The sequence below is a fragment of the Streptomyces sp. NPDC055506 genome (assembly GCF_053643595.1).
The window spans coordinates 16,951-38,203 of sequence record NZ_JBSHKH010000009.1 but is presented as its reverse complement, the minus strand read 5'-3'; the positions used below and the strand labels follow the sequence as shown (position 1 = coordinate 38,203).

Sequence of the window (21,253 nt, the reverse complement as noted above, 5' to 3'; positions counted from 1 at the left end):
CGGTGAGCTTGAGGCTCCGTACACCAGTGTCGTCGTCGCGACCCGGGAGCGGGCCGGGCAACTGGCCCGTGCGCTGGACTCGCTGCTGGCGCAGGATCATCCGCGGTTCGAGATCGTCGTCGTCGACAACGCGCCCGTGACGGACGAGACGCGGGAGCTGGTCGAGCGGAAGTACGCCGAGCGCGTGCGGTACGTGTGCGAGCGGGTGCCCGGCCTCGCGGTCGCGCACAACGCGGGCCTCGCGGCCGTACGCGGCGAGGTGGTCGCCTTCACCGACGACGACGTGGTCGCCGACCCGCGCTGGCTGACCGAACTGACCGCGCCCTTCGCCGCCGACGCCGGACTCGGCTGCGCCACCGGGCTGATCCTGCCCGCGCGGCTGACGACCCCGGCCCAGGTGCTCCTGGAGAGCCACGGCGGCTTCGCGAAGGGCTTCACTCCAAGGACGTACGACCCGGCGCGTCCGCCGGGCGACGAACCGCTGTTCCCGTTCACGGCGGGTCGGTTCGGCTCCGGCGCGAACATGGCGTTCCGTACGGCGGTGCTGCGATCCGTCGGCGGTTTCGACCCGGCCACCGGTGCCGGTACGGCCGCCAAGGGCGGTGACGACCTCTACGGCTTCGTCCGTGTCCTGGCCCAGGGCCACCGGCTGCGCTACACGCCCTCCGCACTGGTGTGGCACCACCACCGGGAGACCTGGCGGGACCTGGAGACCCAGGCGTACGGCTACGGCGCCGGGCTCACCGCCTATCTGACCGCGGTGCTGGTGAACCGCCCCGCGCTGCTGCCGGCGTTCCTCGCGCGGCTGCCCCGCGGCCTCGCCCACGCCCGGACGCTGACGGCCGTACGCGAGACGGAAGGGGGCGGGGCACCGGGTGACCACGATGCGCGGACGCATCCCTGGCCGCGACGGCTGTCGCGGTTGCAGCGCAGGGGGATGCTGTACGGGCCCCTCGGCTATGTGCGGGCGCGGCGGGCGCTGCGCGCGACTGCTCGGGGGACTGATCGGGGGACTGTTCCGGGGGCTGTTCAGGGGGCTGTTCCGGGGGCTGTTCAGGGGGCTGTTCAGGGGATTGTTCGGAGGGCGAGATGAGGACGTCGGCGCGTACGCGTGGTGAGGGGCCGATATCGCCCTCGGGGACCCCGGCCATCCCCGTCTTCCTGTACCACGCCGTGATGGACGACCCGCCCGGCTGGATCGCCGAGTTCACGGTCACGCCACGGCAGTTCGCGGCGCACCTCGACGCCCTCGCCGACAGCGGCCGTACGCCCGTCACGATCAGTACGATCGCCGACCATCTGGCCGGGCGGGCGCCCCTGCCGCCCCGGCCCGTGCTGCTCACCTTCGACGACGGCTTCGCCGATCTGCCCGGCCCGACCGCCGAGACGCTGGCCGGCCGCGGGCTGCCCGCCACCGCCTATCTCACCACCGGCGCCATCACCCCGGGCAGCCGCAGTCTGCTGCCGTCCGCCCCGATGATGACCCTGGACCGGGCGGCGGAGCTGGAACGTTCCGGCATGGAGATCGGCAGTCACACCGTCACCCACGCACAGCTCGACACCCTGTCCGGCAAGGACCTGGCGTACGAACTGCGCACGTCGAAGGCCGTGCTGGAGGACGCCCTCGGCCACGAGGTCCGCCACCTGGCCTATCCGCACGGCTACAACAGCCCACGGGTGCGGGCCATGTCGGCCCGGGCCGGCTACGAGACGGCGACCGCCGTACGGCACGCGCTCAGCTCCGATCACGACGAGCGGTACCGCATCGCGCGGCTCATCGTCCGGCGTACCCACACCGTCGCAGACGTCCAGGGCTGGCTGGCGGGGGCGGGCGCGCGGGTCGCGCCGTACCGCGACGGGCCGAGGACGATCGGGTGGCGGTGGTACCGGCGGGCCCGTGCGGTGGTGCACGGGCCCGAGTTCGCGGGCTGACCCTGGCTGCCCCCGGCTGACCCGGTGGGCTACTTGAGCGGCTGGTTCAGGTACGGGTCGGCGGCCGCCTTGCGGAGGCTGTCCCAGGCCGCGTCGTTCGCCAGCGCCAGGTTGCAGTGCGGTCCGGGGTCGCGGTAGTTCCACTGGAGGGCGGCCTTGACGCCCTCCAGGCCCTTCAGCACCCCGGGCACCTGGGCGTACCACTCGGCCTGCCGCTGCGGGCGGGCCGAGTCCACGGCGGTGCCGAACTCGGAGAGCATCAGCGGCTTGTCGTCGGAGATGTTCTCGCGGATCCAGTCGTGCGCGGTGTTCTGGGTCTGCGCGAAGGTCATCCAGCGCGTGTTGTGGCAGCGGTAGTAGTTGTACTGGTTGTAGCCGATCCAGTCGACGTACTCGTCGCCGGGATACATCCGCTTCATCTCGTCGGCGTGGTCGAGGTAGCCGGTGGTGATCCACGTCCAGACCACGTTGTCGACGCCCAGTTCGCGGAACCGGTCGTGGATGTGCCGGTACGCCTTCACGTACTCGGCGGGGGTGCCGTTGTCCGGGGTGCGGGTGTCCATCTCCAGGTCGAAGGAGAGAAAGACCTTCTTGCCGTAGTCCTTGATGCGCTCGGCCTGGACGTCGATGACCTTGTCGTCCAGCGCGCCGGACGCGATCTGCTTCCAGGTCGGCTGCTGCTTCTTCGTGCCGCCCCACCACTTGCTCTCCCAGGACAGCAGCAGCAGGTGGTCCTCGCCGACGCGGCGTTCCTCCGGGGTGAGCAGCTGGCCCTCGCGGCGGGTGCCCTGGGCCAGCGACATGTCGTGGTACGTGTACACGATGTCCAGCTCGCGGCCCACGCGCTTCTCGTAGGCGCGCACCTTCTCGGGCAGGTCGCCGCGCTCGTGCGGCACGAACGCGCCGAACCAGGCGCCGCAGGGCGGTTCCAGGAGTGCCGTGGGACGGCAGTCCGCCTCGGAACCGGCGCCCTGGGGGTCCGGTCCGGAGGCGTTCCGGAGGGCTAGGACGCCGACCAGGACCGCGCTGACGACCGTGGCGGACGTGATCAGGAGCCGGCGCCGGCTCGATGCGAACGGGCGGGCGGCCGGCTGCTCCTCGGTCGTTGTGTTCGGGTCGCGGCGAAAGGGACGGTGGCGTCGGTGGGGACGGTCGGATCGGTGGGGACGGTCGGATCGGTGGGGACGGTTGAACCTCACTGAGCGGAACCCTTCGGTGTACTCGGCGTCGTCCTCGGCTGCGGAGAGGCGCGCAGCGGCGGACAGAACGCGGCGAGCGTGGTCAGCAGAGTCAGTGTCAGCAGCACCCGCTGCGCGCTGAAGGTGTGCGTGGCGATCAGGACGGTCGCGACGAGCATCACGGCACCGATGCTCATGAACAGCACCAGCATCAGCCGCTCCAGCAGGTCGGAGTGGCCTGCGAAGTCCGGGTCCCGGCGCTCGACCGGGCCTTCGGCGGGCCGTGCCCCCAGCGCGGGGGCGCAGACTCTGACCATCGCCGCGCCCGGGCCCGCCGCCAGGAAGAGGACGACCGCGGCGCCCCGCAGCGGCGAGCCGCCGGGCAGGGCGAGCGCGGCGAGCGCGAGCCAGCCGCCGAACGGCGGCAGCATCCGGACCACGAGATCCTGCGGTGTCATCGCTCCGCTCCCCCAGCCTGCTTCAGTACGTAGAGCCATCCGGCGCTGTTCTCCGCCACCAGCCGGAACCGTGGTGAGGCGGCGACGGATTTCCGGACGCGGTCCAGCTGCGCCTTCGTGAGCTGGCCGTTCATCTCGGAGTTGGCCAACTGCCCCTGGGTGAGCAGGAAGTAGGCCCGGGCCGGACGCTCCACCCCGGCCATGTCACTGGCGAGGGTGGCGGCCGGCTTCTGGACGATCCGGTCGACGTGACTGCGGGCGTCGTCGAGGAACCAGTAGTGGTCGACGCTCCAGTAGGAGTCGTATGCGAGCGGGTAGTTGCGGTTGGCGGCGACGACCAGCGAGCCGTCGGGCGCCTGGTCGAACAGCTGCCGTACGAGGGCCACTTCCTGCGGCGGGAAGTAGTTGATCCGGTCCTTGCCGGAGTAGGCCGGGACGAACGCCAGGGTTCCGCCGAGCAGTGCGGCCAGCGGCACCCAGACGCCGAGCCACCGTCGCCCGCCCTTGGCAGGTCCCTTGGCGGGGGCGGCCTGCCGGCCTCCGGCTTCCCGCGCCGCGGCGTCGGCGGCCAGTGTGCGGACCTTGGGCAGCAGCGCCGCGGCCGCGAAGAACGCGGCGCCGGGCAGCATGAAGAGCAGCACCCGGAAGATCATCTCGCTGCCGTAGCTGCTGGCCGCGAACATCGGCAGCGGGGCCGCCGCGATCAGCAGCAGCGGCCGGGCCCGGTGCCGCAGCACCCGTTGGCGCAGCACGCCGACGGCCGCGAGCAGCAGGACGGAGCCGGACAGCAGCCGGGCCGCCCAGGAGGTCGCGATCGCTCCGGTGCCGGTCGGGGTGGCGCCGTACCCCGTCTCGACGTTGGCGCCGACGTCGCCGATGGAGCGGATCATGTCCGGCATCGCCGCGGACAGGAAGGGCAGTGCGGCCGTGAGACACCAGGCCAGGAAGATCACGACGGTGGTGACCACCGGGACCCAGTCGCGGTAGCGGCGGCTGAGGCACAGGGCGAGCAGACAGACGACGAGCATGCCCGGGGTGAGCTGGTGGGAGATGACGATCGCCACGAGCATGACGGTGATGACCACCGTCCAGACGGCCTGCCGGGGCCGCCCGCGCCGCACCGCGGACCGGCCGAAGCGGCGCAGGACGACGGCCAGGACGCCGACATGCAGCGCGTACGCCACGGACTGGGGCGAGAAGTAGTCCTGCCCGACCCAGTTGGCGACGTAGAAGAGCCAGACGGCGGTCCAGATCAGCCGCCGGTCCTCGGTGAAGGTGCGGTAGATCAGCAGCAACGGGAGCAGCAGCATCAGACTGGAGGCCAGCGGCCACCAGGCCATGAACATCGCGGCCGAGTCCACGCCCAGCAACCGCACCAGGGCGGCCTGGGCGGCGAAGAAGCCCGGCCACTGGTCGTACACCGCCATGTCACCGACCTGGTCGGCGGTTTGCAGCCCGCCGGCCGTCAGCAGATGGTCGATGACCGCCTCGTGCTTCCACGCCCAGGCGTACAGCGGGGTCGGATAGACCACGGCCTGCGTGGCCCGCTCCATCACCAGCAGCCCGAGGACGTACGCCGCCGCCCAGCCGCCCCGCCGGCGCGGATCGCGGACGGTGAACCAGAAGCCCGTGGTGAGCACCGCGAGGCCGGCCCAGAAGGTGGGGTGCAGCGCGGTCACCAGGCCGTAGTCGTCGAGCCGCGAGACATCGGTGTGCCGCACGGCGTACGCCCAGAGGGCGAGCGCGGCGACCAGCGGAACGCCGGGCCAGGCCAACGCACGTCGCCCGGGCCAGACGGGAGGCAGGTCGGACAGGTCCGTCACGGGCTCATGGGCGGGGCTCGACGACTCCGAGGAAGAGGGGCTGGAGGACTGGCTGGAGGTCTCGGGGTGGGGAGCCGAAGAGTCCGCTTCATCCCGGGCAGGTGTGGGTTCTGGCGTGGATCTCTCCCGTGGAGTTGCTGGCGGACGCACGGTGGTTCCCCCCTGGCGAATCGGCTCTGTTCGACTCTGTTCGGCGCCGGATCGTGTCGGTTCGGCGCTGGATCGTGATCAGTCGCTGGGCCGGCGGATCGGTGGTCCGCCGGCCGGTCGGTCGGATATGGAGCGGGAGCGCGTCCACGCCGACGCGGCGCGGCGGAGCAGCAGGAGCAGGACGAGGACGGCGAGCAGGGGCGGCGTGACGGGTGCGAGCGTGTCGCGCCACACCCAGCCGCCGACCGCGACGAGATACAGAACCCCCCAGCGCCCCGGCCACGTCAGCCGCCCGCCCGCGCTCGCGAGCAGCAGCCACAGCGGCACGAGGCACAGCAGCTGACAGACGGGCGGCGCCCAGCGCAGCAGGGGCTCGGGCCCGTCGAGCCCCAGTGTGTCCGCGAGGAAGCCGGCCGTCTTCTCATACAACGCCCCGTCCACCGGCCGCGGTTCCCGTCCGAGGGCGACCGGTGCGGTGTACAGGGCGAGCAGGGCGGCGTACAGCGCCGTGCCGGGCAGCCACGGGTCGCGCCGGGTGCACAGGGTGAGGGCGGCGACGAACACCACGAGCAGCAGGCCTCCCGCGGTGAGCGAGGGCAACGGCAGCCCCTCCAGCAGCTGACGTCCGGTCAGTGCCGCTTCGGAGGCGTCGTCGAGCCAGGGCAGGTCGCGCAGCGGTGCCAGGAAGAAGACGGCGGCGACACCGAGCAGGCTCCAGAGGGCGCCTCTCAGCCGCCGCTCCTGTGGCTCCTGGTCCGTGAGCGGTTCTCCTGGTTCGTACGGTGGTGCTCCGGGCTCGTGCGACGGCTCACGGTGTGGCCCCTCCGGCCGCACGATGAGCGCCAGTGTGTCCGCCTGCAGCGCCTCGCGCTCGTACCCCGGCCGGCCGATGAACAGCGTGACCGTGTCCTGGTCACCGTCCTTGGGCTGGTAGGCGGCCCGGCGAGCCCAGGTCGTGCCGTAGCCGGCGGTGGCGTTGAGTTTGGCCCAGCGGGTGCCGTAGGAGGGGTCGGCGGGTGTGCGGACGGCGGGCGCGGTGTCGTCGTGGCGCAGTGCCGCCCGGAGCCCGACCGTGGAGACGACGGCGATCAGCGTCATGCTCAGCAGCACCGCCCAGCCGGCGCCCGCGATCCCGGCCGGGGTGAACAGCACGGCCGCGCTGCCCAGCACCAGGGCGCACATGGCGCCTTGGAGCGCGGCCAGCACACCCGTGCGCCCCTGGACGCGCAGCACGCCGATGTACAGCTCCACCACGACCCGCGGCAGTGCGCCGAGGGCGAGCAGCCGCAACACGGTCGAGCCGTGCTCGGCGTAGTCCGGGCTGAAGGGCGTGAGGATGTACGGGGCGAAGAGGACCAGCACAGCCACGACCGGGACCAGCAGCAGCGTCATGCGCCGCAGTGCCCCCCGGACGCCGTCGGCGAGCTGGCGCGGGTCGTGCGAGGCGTGCGCGGTGAGGGACGAGGCCATGTTGATGGCCATGAACTCCATGGTGCCGCCGACGGTGTACGCCACGTAGAAGTAGCCGTTCTCCGCGGCGCTGAAGCGGACCGCGACCATCACCGGCAACAGGTTGATCATGGCCAGGCTGAACAGCGCGCCCAGCGAGTCCCCGGCCAGGAAGCGGCCCATGTCGCGGAGTTTCGGAGGCTCCTTCTCGCGGTCGTGGTCCGCCTGGCGCGGGATGAGCCTGCGGAAGATCAGCCAGCCCAGCGGCAGGGTGGAGAAGGCGATCGCCACCGCCCAGGAGACGAAGATGCCGAGGACGGGCAGCGTGCCGGCGAAGACGGCCAGCAGGGCCAGCTTCCCGACCGAGAACACCGCGTTCCCGGCCGGTACCCACTCCGCCTTGCGCAGTCCGGTGAGCACGCCGTCCTGGAGGGTGAGCAGCGCCCAGGCCACGCACGCCGCGACGAACACCGCCCCCGCCATGGGTGTGCCCAGCGGGGCGTAGGAGGCTCCCCAGGCGTCGAGCGTGAGCAGGAAGACAGCGGCGGCGAGCGCCACGACCAGCGAACTGGCCACGTATGTGCCCCACACCAGGCGGCCGGTCTCCCGTCCCGCGCGCGGGACGAAGCGCACGACGGCCCCGATCATCGTCGTCGCCGTGATGCTGGCGAGCAGCCGCATCGCGGCGATCGCGGCGGAGCCCTGGCCGACGGCCTCCTCGGAGTAGTAGCGGGCGGCCACCAGCCAGAACCCCAGGCCGAGCACGGCGGACACGCCGGTGCTGAGCATGAGGAAGTAGGCGTTCTTGAACAGCGAGTCGTGCGTGCGCTCGCTGCCGGCAGGCTCGAGCCCACCCTCTTCGGCGCGCGTGGGGGCGGGCTCGTGCACCTGGATCTCAGCCACGGGACTAACCCAGCCCTCCCGGTGTCGGCCTGGCCCTGGACAGCTCTCCCGGCGCTTCGGCCGGTCGCACCCCGGACCGCTCCAGTACCTCGACGACCGTCCGTGCCCGCAGCGGGTCCACGGGCAGCGCGTGCCGCGCGAACCAGCGGGCCGCCTCGGGGGCCGGCGAGGGGTCGGTGAACTCCGCACCGGCGTAGTCGTCCAGGGGCGGGTCGTAGAGGTAGCCGACGACGATGCCCCGCCGTGCCAGTGCCGCGATCGCCGCGTCCCGGTCCGCCACGAACAGCGGGACGCGGAACAGCGGCTGTGTCCCGTGCTCGTCGCGCGGCTTGGCCCAGGGCGTGGACAGCAGCAGCTCCGTGCCCGCCCGGCAGGCGTCCAGCACGTCGTCGAGCCGGTCGAGCTTGCGGCCGATGCGCCGCAGCCGCAGCAGGCCGGACTCCTGACGGTAGTCGTGCATGTCGACCCGCACCCAAGGGTGGTGCGCCTCGAGCCCGGGCGCCCGGCGCTTGGCCTGGGCGAGTTCGTCCGGGCGCAGCGGCATCCGGATCTCCTCGCGGTCCGCGAGACCCAGCAGCCGGATCGCGGCCCAGGCGGCGCGCCGCAGCCGCAGCCCGCGCACCGTCGCCTCAGCGTACGGCCGGACGGCGTAAGCCAGTTCGGAGCTCATCCGGCGCGGGACGAGCAGCCCCGCGCGGGTCTTCTCCACCGCCTCCCGCAGTCCCGGATCGGCGAGCGAGAGCATGCCTCCGGCCTTGGCGCCCACATGCTTGGACAGGCTGAACGCGGATGCCTCCCCCCATGCCCCGACCGGCCGGTCGCCCACCCTGCTGCCGATGGCGTGCGCCGCGTCCTCGAACAGCGGGATCCCGAGCGCGTCGCACTTCTGTCTGAGGCGCGGCGCCGGGTCCGGGTTGCCGTACAGGTTCGTCGTGAGCACGGCCGACACCGAGCGCCATGTCTCCTCGGGCACGGCATCGACGTCGATGGACGCGTCGAGCGGGTTCAACGGCGCCTGCACCGGACGCAGTCCGGCCGCGAGCACGACGAAGAAGATCACGTCGTCGTTGACCGGCGACATCAGCACCCGTCCGCCGGGCGGGCACCAGTGGCGCAGCGCCACGTACAGCCCGAAACGGCACGACGGTACATACACACATTCCCGGCCGAGCCGGACGCGCATGGTCTCTTCCAGCCGCTTCGGCTGTGGACCACGCCGTACCGAACCCGGACCGGCCTCCCCTATGGCCATCCGCCCCCCTGGTGTGCCGTGGGAACGCCCCCTCCCCGAGGCCTTCCGGCACCCGCCCAGAGTCGCCCCGTTCGCACCGCTCCGTCAAGATTGCGTCGCGTCCTGTGGATAACTTCCGCCACGTACGAAAGTGGCGTCTCGTCCGCCGCGCCGGAGTCGCACCGTCCGGTCACCCTCACACCCACCTGCCCCGTTCGCCCGTGTCCGCCTCCTCGGACTCTGCCCACGACCGGCGCGCCACCCGTAACGTGTGGCATGACCACGAACACGTGGCGACGACATGGCACACCCGAAAGCGAGGCAGCACCCGATGCCCCCCTTCGATGTCCCCGAGGGCGACCCCTTCGGCCCGCACAATCTGCCGTACGGCGTGTTCTCCCTCCCTGGCTCGTCCCACCGCTCCGTGGGCGTCCGGCTCGGTGACCATGTGCTGGACGCCGGCGCCGCGGCCCACGCGCTCGGCTCCCCGTACGCCGCCCTGCTGGCCCAATCGACCCTCAACCCGCTGCTGGCGGCGGGGCGCACGGCCTGGTCGGACGTGCGCCGGGCGCTGACCGCCTGGGTGACCGTGCCGTCCCACCGCGAGACCGTCGAACCGCTGTTCCACCCCCTGTCCTCGGTGACCCTGCACCTCCCCTTCGACGTCGCGGACTACGTCGACTTCTACGCCTCCGAGAACCACGCCCGGAACGTCGGCCAGATCTTCCGCCCCGACGCCGAGGACTCCCTCACCCCCAACTGGAAGCATCTGCCGATCGGCTACCACGGCCGCTCCGGCACGGTCGTCGTCTCCGGCACGGACGTCATGCGCCCCTCCGGCCAGCGCAAGGCACCCACCGACGCCGCTCCCGTGTTCGGCCCGTCCGTCCGCCTGGACATCGAGGCGGAGGTCGGCTTCGTAGTCGGCGCGCCGTCCCAGATGGGCCAGCCGGTGTCCCTCGACGGCTTCCGCGAGCACGTCTTCGGCCTCTGCCTCCTCAACGACTGGTCCGCACGCGACATCCAGGCCTGGGAGTACGTCCCCCTCGGCCCCTTCCTCGGCAAATCCTTCGCCACGTCGGTGTCGGCGTGGATCACCCCGCTGGACGCCCTGGAGGACGCCCGGGTGGCCCCGCCGGCCCGGACGCACGAGCTGCTGCCGTACCTGGACGACAGCGACGAGGAACCCGGCGGCTACGACCTGCGGATCACCGTCGCCGTCAACGGCCACGTCGTCTCCGAGCCGCCCTTCTCCACCATGTACTGGACGGCCGCCCAGCAGCTGGCCCACATGACCGTGAACGGCGCCTCCCTGCGCACCGGCGACCTGTACGGCTCGGGCACGGTCAGCGGCCCGGCGGACCGCGAGCGCGGCTCCCTGCTGGAGCTGACCTGGAACGGCCGCGACCCGCTCGAACTCCCGGACGGCAAGCGGGCGTTCCTCGAGGACGGCGACGTGGTGACCCTCTCGGCCTGGGCCCCGGGGCCGGACGGTGCAAGGGTGGGGCTCGGCGAGGTGACGGGACGGGTGACACCGGGAGCGGAGTGAACCCTCGCGGCAGGGGCGGGTCTGGCCGGCAGTCGCCCCTTCCGGCTCTTCCGATGGCGCTCGACTCCTGACTCACACCGCCCGGCCCGTCATACTGGGCGTCGGGCGGTGTGTCCGCCCATGCGCGGTACACGGCACGTTCGGCGAGCACTTCGGCCGTGGCACCGGCGCGCACAGCAGCCGCTCTCCCCCGCACCACCCGTAGCCGCCCCTCTTCCGACCAGGAACCGGAGCCCGTGGCAATGACCGTCTGCCTGCTCCTGCTGAGCGTTGTCGCCGTGACGGCCGCTGTGCCCGTGCCCCGGGCGCTGACCCGGTCCGGGTGGCCCGAGCGGGAACCGGTGGTCGCGCTGTGGGTGTGGCAGTGCCTGGTCGCCACCGTCCTGCTGTGCTGTGTGACGGCTCTCGCCCTGGGCGCCGCCGCCGTCTTCGGCACGGTCCGCGCCCAGCTCTTCGCTCCGGCGCCGCCCGCCGTGACCGCGGCGTACGACCTCTCCACCGCCCCTCCGTGGGCCGCCACCCTCACCTTGCTGCTGGCCTGCGGCGCCGCCTGGACGACCGCGATGCTCGCGCGCGAACTCGTCGAGGCGCGCCGGCGCCGCGCCCAGGCCCGCGCCCATCTGCGCGAGCGCGCCCCCGATCTGCCGGCCGGCCTGCCCGCCGCCCGCGGGCCGCTGCTGGTCCTGGAGGACGAGTACCCCGACGCCTGGTGGATGCCCGGCAGTCCGTCCCAGCTGATCGTCACCACGGGCGCCCTGCACCGTCTCACCGGCCACCAGCTCGACGCCGTCCTCACCCACGAGCGGGGCCACGCCCGCGCCCGCCACGACTGGCTGCTGCACCTTTCCACGGCCCTCGCCACCGGCTTCCCCCGCATCCCGCTGTTCGCCCACTTCTGCGACCAGACCCACCGCCTGGTCGAACTGGCCGCCGACGACACCGCCTCCCGCCGCTGCGGCCACCTGACCACCGCACTGGCCCTGATCGAGCTCAACCAGCACCGCGGCGTCCTGTCCTGCGCCTCCAGCCACCGTCTGCTGGGCGAACGGGTCGACCGGCTCCTGGAACCGCCGCCCCGGCTGGGCCGCAGGAACCGGGCCCTGACGACCACCACGGCCGCGCTCGTACCGCTGCTGCCCCTGCTGATCGCGTTCGCCCCGGGCCTGACGGCGCTGTCGTAGCCGTACCGGCCGGGGGCCAAGGGGGCGGGTCCGGCCGTGGAACGGCCGCGGCCGTGGTGGCAGATCTCCCCACGGGCCCGCCGAAAGCGCAGCTCAACAGTCGAACCGGTCACATTCCCGGTGGCGCAACACTCCCGCAACACTACTTTTCCTACCGGATAGGTATGGTCCGAGCCATGCCCATCGACCGCAGCCGAGACCACGCCGGACAGGGAGCCGCGACCACCGTCGCCGCCCACCGCGCGCGGCGACGGCTGCGCGCCGACCGGGCCAGGCAACTGGCGGACCTGCTCCGCCAGCAGACGCTCACCGGCGCCTTCCCCGACGGCACCCTCCCCCACGAGTCGACCCTCGCCGCCGACTACGGCGCCGGCCGCAACACGGTCCGCGAGGCGCTCGACCTGCTGCGGGCCGAGGGCCTCGTGGAACGCCGGCCCGGCGTCGGCACCGTGGTCGTGGCCCACAAGTACCCCCACGGTCTCGACCGACTGATGGGCCTCGCGGAAACCCTCCGCGAACACGGCCGGGTCACCAACGAGGTCCGCACCATGGGCCCCGCCCCGGCACCCGCGCCGGTCGCCGAACGCCTCCACCTCGCGCCGGGCACCGACGTCCTCTACATCGAACGCCTGCGCCGTCTCAACGGCCTCCCCCTGTCCCTCGACCTCACCTACATCCCGCTCGACATCGGCACCGAACTGCTCGGCGCCGACCTGGAGAACACCGACGTCTTCCGCCTCCTGGAAGCCGTCACCGGCCAGCCCCTCGGCCATGCCGAGATCACCCTGGAAGCGGTCAGCGCGGACACCCACTCGGCCGCCGTGCTCGAGGCCCCGCGCGGCGCCGCCGTCCTCATGCTGGAACGCCTCACCCACCTCGCGGACGGCCGCCCGGTCGACCTGGAGTTCATCCGTTTCCGCGGCGACCGCATCACCATGAGCGGCCTGCTGCACCGGTCCCGGTAACCATCCCGCTCGCGCAGATCCCTGGAGACAGCCATGCCCTTGGCGCCCCAGCGGGCCGACGTGCCCGTGACCATCGACGAGTCGAAGTGCATCGACGGCTGCACGCTCTGCGTGGACATGTGCCCGCTGGACTCCCTCGCCATCGACGAGAGCAACGGCAAGGCGTACATGCACGTCGACGAGTGCTGGTACTGCGGCCCGTGCGCGGCCCGATGCCCCACCGGCGCCGTCACGGTCAACATGCCCTATCTGCTCCGGTGAGAGGCCCGAACCGTCATGTCCCGAACCAGCACGTCCCGAACCAGCCCGTCCCTGTCCACACGGAAACGCGCAGCGGTCGCGGTGTCCGCCGTCGTCCTCCTGCTCCCGCTCAGCGCCTGCGGCGGTGACGCCGAGGCCGGCAGCGGCTCCACGGTCACCGTCACCGTCGGCTACCAGTCCAGGACGATCAACACCGTCACGGCGGGCACCCTGCTCCGCTCCCTCGGCTACTTCGAGAAGCAGCTGAACGCCCGCAACGACGGCATCAAGTACAAGGTGAACTGGCAGGACTACGCCACCGGCGCCCCCATCACCGCCCAGATGACCGCCGGGAAGATAGACATCGGCTCGATGGGCGACTTCCCGCTGCTCATCAACGCGGCCCGCGGCAAGCAGCTGAACAACCCCACCCGCCTGGTCTCGGTCACCGGCTACAACCTCCGCGGCGGCCTCAACACCATCGTCACCCCGCCCGGTTCCGAGCTCGCCACCCTGAAGGACCTGAAGGGCAAGAAGGTCTCCACGAGCGTCGGCTCGGCCGCCGACGGCACCCTCGTACGGGCCCTGCAGCGCGCCGGCGTCGATCCGAACAGCGGCATCGAGAAGCTCAACCAGCAGCCCTCCGTCGGCGCCTCCGCCCTCACGGCGGGCAGCGCGGACGCGCTGTCCCAGTTCGTCGCCTGGCCGGGCCTGCTCGCCTACCAGGGCAAGGCGAAGGCCCTGTACGACGGGGCGCGGCTGAATCTGCCCACCTTCCACGGCGTCACCGCCCGCGAGGACTTCGCCAAGGAGCGCCCGGCCGTGCTGGACGCGTTCCTGAAGGCGCAGGCGCAGGCGACGGACTACCTGAACGACCACCCGGTGGACGCCGCCGAGAAGGTCGCGAAGGCGACCGGCCTGCCCGCCGAGGTCGTCTACCTCTACAACGGCGCTCACGGCATCGCCACCTTCGACCAAGCGATCAAGCCCCAGCTCGTCTCCGCCCTGAAGAAGGACGTCTCGATCCTGAAGTCGGCCAAGCTCACCGGCGACGTGGACGTCGACTCCTTCGTCGACGACCAGTACGTGAAGAAGGCCCTCGGCCCGACGGCGTACGCCAAGCATCTCGCCACGAAGCCCGCGCCGGCCGCGAGCGAGGCCTGGCCCAAGGGCGCCTCGAAGACCGTCACCTTCACCTCCCCCTCCCAACTGCTGCGTTACGTGGCCGGGCACCGCGACGGCGTCCGCGCCTCCTACGTCCCCGACACCATCACCGGCACCCTGTGGTTCGCCGACAAGGCGGTGTGGGTGGCCGACGGCGACAAGCTGCTGCCCTTCGTCGCGCCCGAGACCGCGCAGGCGTACATCGCCGGGCACGGCGGGGCGCGGGTCGTCTCCTACGCCGACGCTCTGGAGCAGGCGTCGTGAGGCGCTATGCGCTCCGGGTGGCCTCCCTGGCCGCCGCCCTCGGCCTGTGGCAGACGCTGACCAGCCTGAATGTCGACCTGTGGCTGCGCTTCTCGCAGTTCCCGACGGTCACCGACGTGGCCCGGGCCTTCGCCGCCCGGCTGTCCGGGCCGGACTACTGGACGGACCTGACCGACAGCCTCACCCGGATCCTCACGGGCTTCCTGCTGGCCGCCGTCCTGGGCGTGGCCACGGGCGTGCTCGTGGCGCGCTCGCGGCTTGCCGAGGATCTGCTCGGCCCGGTGCTGGAGGTGATCCGGCCGATCCCGGCCATCGCGCTCGTGCCCGTGGCGATCCTCCTCTTCCCCTCCAACGAACAGGGCATCGTCTTCATCACCTGCACCGCCGCCTTCTTCCCGGTCATGGTCTCCACCCGGCACGCGGTGCGCGCCCTGACCCCCATGTGGGAGGAGGCGGTGCGCACCATGGGCGGCGGCCGGTGGCGGATCCTCGGCTCCGTCGTCCTGCCCGGCGCGCTGCCCGGCGTGTTCGGCGGCCTGTCCGTCGGCATCGGCGTGTCCTGGATCTGTGTGATCTCCGCCGAGATGATCTCCGGCCAGTACGGGGTGGGCTACCGCACCTGGCAGGACTACACCGTCGTCGACTACCCGGGCGTGTTCGTCGGCATGGTCACCATCGGCGTGCTCGGCTGGCTCACCTCCACCGCCGTGGAACTGCTGGGCCGCCGTCTCACCCGCTGGCTGCCCCGCACCGCCTATGTCCCCGGCGCCCGGCCGCCCCGGCCCGCCCGGGCCGCGAAGCCCGCGCCGGCCGCCCCCGCCACCGCATCCGGCGGCTCCGTCTCCGGAGGCCCCGCATCCGAGGAGGCACGCGATGAGCACCTCGTCTGACACCGTCCCGAACACCTCGTCCAAGGCCGTCCCGAACACCTCGTCCGAGGCCGACGCGAGCGCCTCGCCCGAGACCGACGGCACCGCGACGCCGGTGCGCGGCACCCGGCTCACGCTGTCGGGCGCCTCCCTCGGCCGCCCCGGCGCGCCCGCCCTGGACGATGTCGACCTGGACATCGCCCCCGGCGAGATCCTCACCGTCGTCGGCCCGTCCGGCTGCGGCAAGTCGACCCTCCTGCGCACCCTGGCCGGCCTGCTGTCCCCGCTCTCCGGGGAGATCACCCAGGACGGGCACCCGCTGACCGGCCCCGGGGCCGACCGCGCCCTGGTCTTCCAGGAGGACGCCCTGCTCCCCTGGCGCACCCTGCGCGCCAACGTCGAACTCCCCCTCGCCATCAGCGGCGTGTCCCGAGCCGAGCGCCGGGAGCAGACCCAGGCCTGGCTGGAGCGGGTCGGACTCGGCTCGCAGGCACGGCAGTTGCCGCACCGGGTCTCCGGCGGGCAGCGCCAGCGCGTCCAGCTGGCCCGCGCCCTGGCCGCACGCCCGCGCGCCGTCCTGATGGACGAGCCGTTCGGCGCACTCGACGCCCAGACCCGGGCCGGCATGCAGGACCTGCTGGTGGAGGTGCTGCACGGCACGGGCGCGACCGTCGTCTTCGTCACCCACGACGTGGACGAGGCGCTCTTCCTCGGCGACCGCGTCGCCCTGCTCGGCGCGGGCGGCCTCGCCGCCGTACGGGACGTGCCCCGCCCGCGTGACCGGGGCGCGCACGACGACCCGGCGCGCGTGGCCCTGCGGCGCGACGTCCTCACCTCGCTCGGTACGTGAAAGGCACCCCGGTGACCACCTCCGTGAACCCCCCTGCGGACACCTCCCTGGCCGTCCCGTCCCTCGCCGACGCCGAGGAACTGACCTGCGACGTCCTCGTCATCGGCGGCGGCACCGCCGGCACCATGGCGGCACTGACCGCCGCCGAGCACGGCGCGAACGTGCTGCTGCTGGAGAAGGCCCACGTCCGCCACTCCGGCGCGCTCGCCATGGGCATGGACGGCGTCAACAACGCGGTCATCCCGGGCCGCGCCGAACCCGACGACTACGTCGCCGAGATCACCCGTGCCAATGACGGCATCGTCGACCAGTCCACCGTCCGCCAGACCGCCACCCGCGGCTTCGGCATGGTGCAGCGACTGGAGTCGTACGGCGTGAAGTTCGAGAAGGACGAGCACGGCGACTACGCGGTCCGCCAGGTCCACCGCTCCGGCTCCTATGTGCTGCCGATGCCGGAGGGCAAGGACGTCAAGAAGGTCCTGTACCGGCAGCTGCGGCGGCGCGAGATGCGGGAGAGGATCCGCATCGAGAACCGGGTGATGCCGGTGCGTGTCCTCACGGCCGAGGGGCGCGCCGTCGGGGCGGCGGGCTTCAACACCCGCACGGGGCAGTTCGTCCAGGTCCGCGCGGGCGCGGTGATCCTCGCGACCGGCGCCTGCGGCCGCCTCGGTCTGCCCGCCTCCGGCTATCTGTACGGCACCTACGAGAACCCCACCAACGCGGGCGACGGCTACGCCATGGCCTACCACGCGGGCGCGGAACTCACCGGCATCGAGTGCTTCCAGATCAACCCGCTGATCAAGGACTACAACGGCCCGGCCTGCGCCTATGTCGCCAACCCCTTCGGCGGCTACCAGGTGAACCGGCACGGCGAGCGCTTCGTCGACTCCGACTACTGGTCGGGGCAGATGATGGCCGAGTTCGCCGCGGAGGTCGCGTCCGACCGGGGCCCGGTCTACCTGAAGCTGAGCCACCTCCCCGAGGAGTCGGTCTCGGCCCTGGAGACGATCCTCCACTCCACCGAACGCCCGACCCGCGGCACCTTCCACTCCGGCCGCGGCCACGACTACCGCACCCACGACATCGAGATGCACATCTCCGAGATCGGCCTGTGCGGCGGCCACTCCGCCTCCGGCGTCCGGGTGGACGACCACGCCCGGACGACCGTGCCCCGGCTGTACGCGGCCGGCGACCTGGCCTGCGTCCCGCACAACTACATGATCGGCGCGTTCGTCTACGGCGACCTCGCGGGTGCGGACGCGTCCCAGTACCAGGCCTACGCGGGCGAGTTGCCGTCGCAGCAGCTCCGGGAGGCGCACGAGCTGATCTACCGCCCGCTGCGCAACCCCGACGGCCCGCCGCAGCCCCAGGTCGAGTACAAGCTGCGCCGCTTCGTGAACGACTACGTGGCCCCGCCGAAGTCCGGCGCCCGTCTGTCGCTCGCCCTGGAGGCCTTCGAGCGGATGCACGCCGACATCGCCGAGATGGGCGCCCACACCGCGCACGAACTGATGCGCTGCGCGGAGGTCACCTTCATCCGCGACTGCGCGGAGATGGCCGCCCGGTCCTCCCTGGCCCGCACGGAGTCCCGCTGGGGCCTCTACCACGACCGCCTCGACCACCCCCGGCGCGACGACGCGTCCTGGTTCCACCACCTCGATCTGCACAAGTCCCCCTCTGGTGCGATGGAGTTCACGGCCCGTCCCGTGGCTCCCTATCTCGTTCCGGTCGACGGCTTCACCCCCGTGGGCGGCCCGTCGCGTCTGATCGGCGAGGTCCACGCCGAGGACGTGGCGATGGCTGGGCCGCGGGATGTGGCTCCGGTGGCTGCCCAGGTGGGGGCAGCCGGGTCTGAGGCTGACCAGCCGCAGCCGACGGCGTCGTCCTCGTCCCCCGCTCCCGCCCCCGAGCAGTCCTCCGCCCGTCTCCTCGAACTCGTCGCCCTGGCCGATGAGGAGCCCGAACTCGACGCCCTGCAGCCGTACCTGACCGACCCCGCGCCCGCCGTCCGACGTGAGGCGGTCGCCGTGCTCACCGAGACGCTGCCGCCCGGGACAGGCCGCGCCCTCGCCTCCGCCCTGCGCGACCCCGCCGCCGAGGTACGGGCCGCCGCAGCCGCGTCACTGCGGGAGCTCGTCGAGACGCTCCCGCCCGAGCCCGACCTGCGCGACGGCCTCGCCGCCGCCCTGGCCGAGCCCGACCCGGTGGTCCGCGCCGCCGCGCTGGACGTCCTGCGTGCCCTGCGCCTCGGAGACGCCGGCCTGTTCGCGGACGCCTTGGCCGACGCCGACATCGCCGTCCGTATCGAGGCCGTACGCGCCCTGGTGTCGGTCGACGCCGCCGGGGAACTGGCCCGCGCGGCGGTCGCCGACCCGTCCCGCGAGGTCCGGGTGGCGATCGCCAAGGGACTGGCCACGGTGGGTGCCGAGCGACTGTCCAGTGGTCCTCTGGGCGGCACCGATTCCGCAGCGCGCTCCGATTCCGCCGCCGGCTCGATCGAAGCGGCCCTCACCGGCCTCCTCGACGACCCCGACGCCCTGGTGCGAGCGGCTGCCTACGGAGCACTGGGCACGACCGGCTGCCCGGCGAGCCTCACCGCGCGTGCCGTGGCCGCCCTGTCGGAATCGGCCTGGCAGGTCCGGGCCGGAGCCGCCACGGCCCTGTCCGTCGCCGACCCGGAGGTGGCGGTCCCCGCCCTCGCCAAGGCCCTCGCGGACGCCAACGCCGACGTGCGCAAGGCCGCCGTCCTGGCACTGACCCGGCACCGCACCGCCGAGGAGGCCCGCGCGGCCCTCGCCACGGCGACGACGGACTCCGACGCGGATGTCAGGGCGTACGCGGCACGGGCACTGTGACCGGCCCGCACCCCGGAGCTACGTGACCCGGCCGGAGCCCGGCCTCATATCCAGTCGGGTTCCGGCTCCGTCATCTCGGGCCAGTCGTCCGGCCCGCCCATCTGCGAGCCGGGCGCCTGGGCCGGAGCCCGGTCGGGCGCCTGGTCCGGGGTCGGGCCGGGCTGCCCGCCCAGTGACGCGAGCACCTCCAGCACGCCCTCCCCGTATGTCGCGAGCTTCTTCTCGCCCACTCCGCCGATCCCACCGAGCTCGGCCACCGACGCCGGCCACACCGTGGCGATCTCCCGCAGCGTGGCGTCGTGGAAGATGACGTAGGCCGGTACGCCCTGTTCGCGTGCCTGCTCGGCCCGCCAGGCGCGCAGTGCCTCGAAGGCCGGCATCAGTTCCTCGGGCAGCTCGACGGCAGCCGACCTGCCCTTGCGCTCGCCCCGCCCGGAGCCCGAGGACGACGACCCCGACCGGGAGGTCACCGGCTTCTTCGGTTCCTTGCGCAGCGGCACCTCCTGCTCCTGCCGCAGCACCGTCCCGCTGCCCTCGGTCAGCACCAGCGTGCCGTACTCGCCCTCCACGGCGAGCAGTCCCTGGGCCAGCAGCTGGCGGATGACGCCCCGCCATTCGGTCTCGGTCAGCTCATCGCCGATGCCGAAGACCGACAGCTGGTCGTGGTCGAACTGGATCACCTTGCCGGTCCGCTTCCCCAGCAGGATGTCGACGATCTGCACCGCGCCGAATTTCTGGCCGCGCTCGCGCTGCAGCCGCACCACCGTCGACAGCACCTTCTGCGCCGCGACCGTGCCGTCCCAGGTCTCCGGCGGGGTGAGGCAGGTGTCGCAGTTGCCGCAGCCGGCCGGGTCCGGGTCCTGGCCGAAGTAGGCGAGGAGCTGGCCCCGGCGGCACTGGACTGTCTCGCACAGCGCCAGCATCGAATCCAGGTGGGACTGGGCCCGCCTCCGGAAGGCCTCGTCGCCCTCGCCGGACTGGATCAGCTTGCGCTGCTGTATGACGTCGTTGAGCCCGTAGGCCATCCAGGCCGTCGACGGCAGCCCGTCGCGGCCGGCCCGCCCCGTCTCCTGGTAGTAGCCCTCGACCGACTTGGGCAGATCGAGGTGGGCGACGAAGCGGACGTCCGGCTTGTCGATGCCCATGCCGAAGGCGATGGTCGCCACGACGACCAGGCCGTCCTCCCGCAGGAAGCGGGACTGGTGGGCCGCGCGCGTGCCCGCGTCCAGGCCCGCGTGGTACGGCACCGCCTCGACGCCGTTGCGGCTCAGGAACTCGGCGGTCTTCTCCACCGAGTTGCGCGACAGGCAGTAGACGATGCCCGCGTCGCCCGCGTGCTCCTCGCGCAGGAAGCTCAGCAGCTGCTTCTTCGGGTCGGCCTTCGGCACGACCCGGTACTGGATGTTGGGCCGGTCGAAGCTCGCCACGAAGTGGCGGGCCGCCGGCATGTTCAGCCGCTCGGTGATCTCCTGGTGCGTGGCGCGCGTGGCCGTCGCGGTGAGCGCGATCCGCGGCACGTCCGGCCAGCGCTCGCCGAGCAGCGAAAGCGTCAGGTAGTCGGGCCGGAAGTCGTGGCCCCACTGGGAGACGCAGTGCGCCTCGTCGATCGCGAAGAGGGAGATCTTGCCGCGCGAGAGCAGGTCGAGGGAGCTGTCCAGCCGAAGCCGCTCGGGCGCCAGGTACAGCAGGTCCAGCTCGCCGGCGAGGAACTCGGCCTCCACCAGCCGCCGCTCGTCGAAGTCCTGCGTGGAGTTCATGAACCCGGCCCGCACGCCGAGCGCCCGCAGCGCGTCGACCTGGTCCTGCATCAGGGCGATGAGGGGGGAGACGACGACACCCGTGCCCGGCCTGACCAGGGCCGGGACCTGGTAGCACAGGGACTTGCCGGCGCCGGTCGGCATGAGCACGACGGAGTCACCGCCCGCGACCACATGCTCGATGACCGCTTCCTGCTCGCCCCGGAAGGCCTCGTACCCGAAGACCCGGTGCAGCGTGGCCAGCGCCTCGCTCTGCGTCACTGACATCTCAGCGATACCGCCCGTCCCACCCATCGTCCTGTCCCCCGTACGTCGTCCCTCGACCACTGCGTCCACGATAGGGGTCACCACCGACAGCCCTGAAGTTATCCACAGGCTGGGCGGCCCCCCTTCGAGGCCGACGGCCCGGCACCCCGGAAAGGGACGCCGGGCCGC

At 72.5% G+C, this 21,253-nt stretch carries 16 protein-coding genes; 10 read left to right on the top strand and 6 right to left on the bottom strand.

Translation table 11 applies throughout. The features are described 5' to 3' along the window. Positions 1 to 1,093, top strand: a 1,093-nt coding sequence (locus ACWIF2_RS05890) for a glycosyltransferase (RefSeq protein WP_454358822.1), incomplete at its 5' end; no start/stop codon positions are given. Beyond that, positions 1,090 to 1,932 carry a polysaccharide deacetylase family protein gene (locus ACWIF2_RS05885; protein ID WP_454358821.1) on the top strand — a complete coding sequence of 281 codons (843 nt, stop codon included), beginning with the start codon at positions 1,090 to 1,092 and terminating at the stop codon, positions 1,930 to 1,932. The genes ACWIF2_RS05890 and ACWIF2_RS05885, both read left to right, overlap by 4 nt. 29 nt (positions 1,933 to 1,961) lie before the next feature. On the opposite strand, the gene ACWIF2_RS05880 is transcribed toward ACWIF2_RS05885, so the two are convergent. The 5 genes from ACWIF2_RS05880 to ACWIF2_RS05860 all read right to left on the bottom strand — a co-directional run bounded on the left by ACWIF2_RS05880 (position 1,962) and on the right by ACWIF2_RS05860 (position 9,076). Next, a complete protein-coding gene (locus tag ACWIF2_RS05880; RefSeq protein ID WP_454358820.1) occupies positions 1,962 to 2,828 on the bottom strand; it encodes a glycosyl hydrolase in 867 nt (288 codons plus the stop codon). Between the two features lie 299 nt (positions 2,829 to 3,127). Beyond that, positions 3,128 to 3,568, bottom strand: a complete 441-nt coding sequence (locus ACWIF2_RS05875) for a hypothetical protein (protein ID WP_454358819.1) — start codon at positions 3,566 to 3,568, stop codon at positions 3,128 to 3,130. Beyond that, on the bottom strand, positions 3,565 to 5,391 hold the full coding sequence (locus ACWIF2_RS05870; protein WP_454358818.1) for a glycosyltransferase: 1,827 nt from the start codon (positions 5,389 to 5,391) through the stop codon (positions 3,565 to 3,567). The genes ACWIF2_RS05875 and ACWIF2_RS05870 overlap by 4 nt, the downstream gene beginning before the upstream one ends. A gap of 228 nt (positions 5,392 to 5,619) precedes the next feature. Then, positions 5,620 to 7,893, bottom strand: a complete 2,274-nt coding sequence (locus tag ACWIF2_RS05865; RefSeq protein WP_454358817.1) for a lipopolysaccharide biosynthesis protein — start codon at positions 7,891 to 7,893, stop codon at positions 5,620 to 5,622. A 4-nt stretch (positions 7,894 to 7,897) separates the two neighbouring features. Further along, positions 7,898 to 9,076, bottom strand: coding sequence for a DegT/DnrJ/EryC1/StrS family aminotransferase (locus tag ACWIF2_RS05860; RefSeq protein ID WP_454358816.1), 1,179 nt, complete (start codon positions 9,074 to 9,076; stop codon positions 7,898 to 7,900). 379 nt (positions 9,077 to 9,455) lie between these two features. Here ACWIF2_RS05860 and fahA point away from each other — a divergent pair, with 379 nt between their 5' ends. The 8 genes from fahA (at position 9,456) to ACWIF2_RS05820 (ending at position 19,061) form a co-directional block, all read left to right on the top strand. Further along, positions 9,456 to 10,673 (top strand): fumarylacetoacetase, encoded by a 1,218-nt coding sequence (fahA, locus tag ACWIF2_RS05855; RefSeq protein WP_454358815.1) that lies wholly within the window; start codon positions 9,456 to 9,458, stop codon positions 10,671 to 10,673. A gap of 242 nt (positions 10,674 to 10,915) precedes the next feature. Beyond that, positions 10,916 to 11,854: a M56 family metallopeptidase gene (locus tag ACWIF2_RS05850; protein WP_454358882.1), complete on the top strand. Its 939-nt coding sequence runs from the start codon at positions 10,916 to 10,918 to the stop codon at positions 11,852 to 11,854. A gap of 164 nt (positions 11,855 to 12,018) precedes the next feature. After that, positions 12,019 to 12,819 carry a GntR family transcriptional regulator gene (locus ACWIF2_RS05845; RefSeq protein ID WP_454358814.1) on the top strand — a complete coding sequence of 267 codons (801 nt, stop codon included), beginning with the start codon at positions 12,019 to 12,021 and terminating at the stop codon, positions 12,817 to 12,819. 33 nt (positions 12,820 to 12,852) lie between these two features. Beyond that, complete coding sequence (locus ACWIF2_RS05840) at positions 12,853 to 13,080, top strand: 4Fe-4S dicluster domain-containing protein (RefSeq protein ID WP_010986276.1); 228 nt, start codon at positions 12,853 to 12,855, stop codon at positions 13,078 to 13,080. Positions 13,081 to 13,095: 15 nt separating this feature from the next. Beyond that, entirely contained in the window at positions 13,096 to 14,487 is a 1,392-nt protein-coding gene (locus ACWIF2_RS05835) for an ABC transporter substrate-binding protein (RefSeq protein ID WP_454358813.1), read from the top strand. Beyond that, positions 14,484 to 15,377 carry an ABC transporter permease gene (locus tag ACWIF2_RS05830; protein WP_454358812.1) on the top strand — a complete coding sequence of 298 codons (894 nt, stop codon included), beginning with the start codon at positions 14,484 to 14,486 and terminating at the stop codon, positions 15,375 to 15,377. The genes ACWIF2_RS05835 and ACWIF2_RS05830 overlap by 4 nt, the downstream gene beginning before the upstream one ends. After that, the gene (locus ACWIF2_RS05825; RefSeq protein WP_454358811.1) at positions 15,361 to 16,206 is read left to right on the top strand and encodes an ABC transporter ATP-binding protein; all 846 of its coding nucleotides are present in this window, start codon (positions 15,361 to 15,363) and stop codon (positions 16,204 to 16,206) included. Before ACWIF2_RS05830 ends, ACWIF2_RS05825 begins: the two co-directional genes overlap by 17 nt. An 11-nt stretch (positions 16,207 to 16,217) precedes the next feature. Next, the gene (locus ACWIF2_RS05820; protein ID WP_454358810.1) at positions 16,218 to 19,061 is read left to right on the top strand and encodes a fumarate reductase/succinate dehydrogenase flavoprotein subunit; all 2,844 of its coding nucleotides are present in this window, start codon (positions 16,218 to 16,220) and stop codon (positions 19,059 to 19,061) included. A gap of 44 nt (positions 19,062 to 19,105) precedes the next feature. On the opposite strand, the gene recQ is transcribed toward ACWIF2_RS05820, so the two are convergent. After that, the gene (gene recQ, locus ACWIF2_RS05815) at positions 19,106 to 21,112 is read right to left on the bottom strand and encodes a DNA helicase RecQ (RefSeq protein ID WP_454358809.1); all 2,007 of its coding nucleotides are present in this window, start codon (positions 21,110 to 21,112) and stop codon (positions 19,106 to 19,108) included. Positions 21,113 to 21,253: the final 141 nt, after the last annotated feature.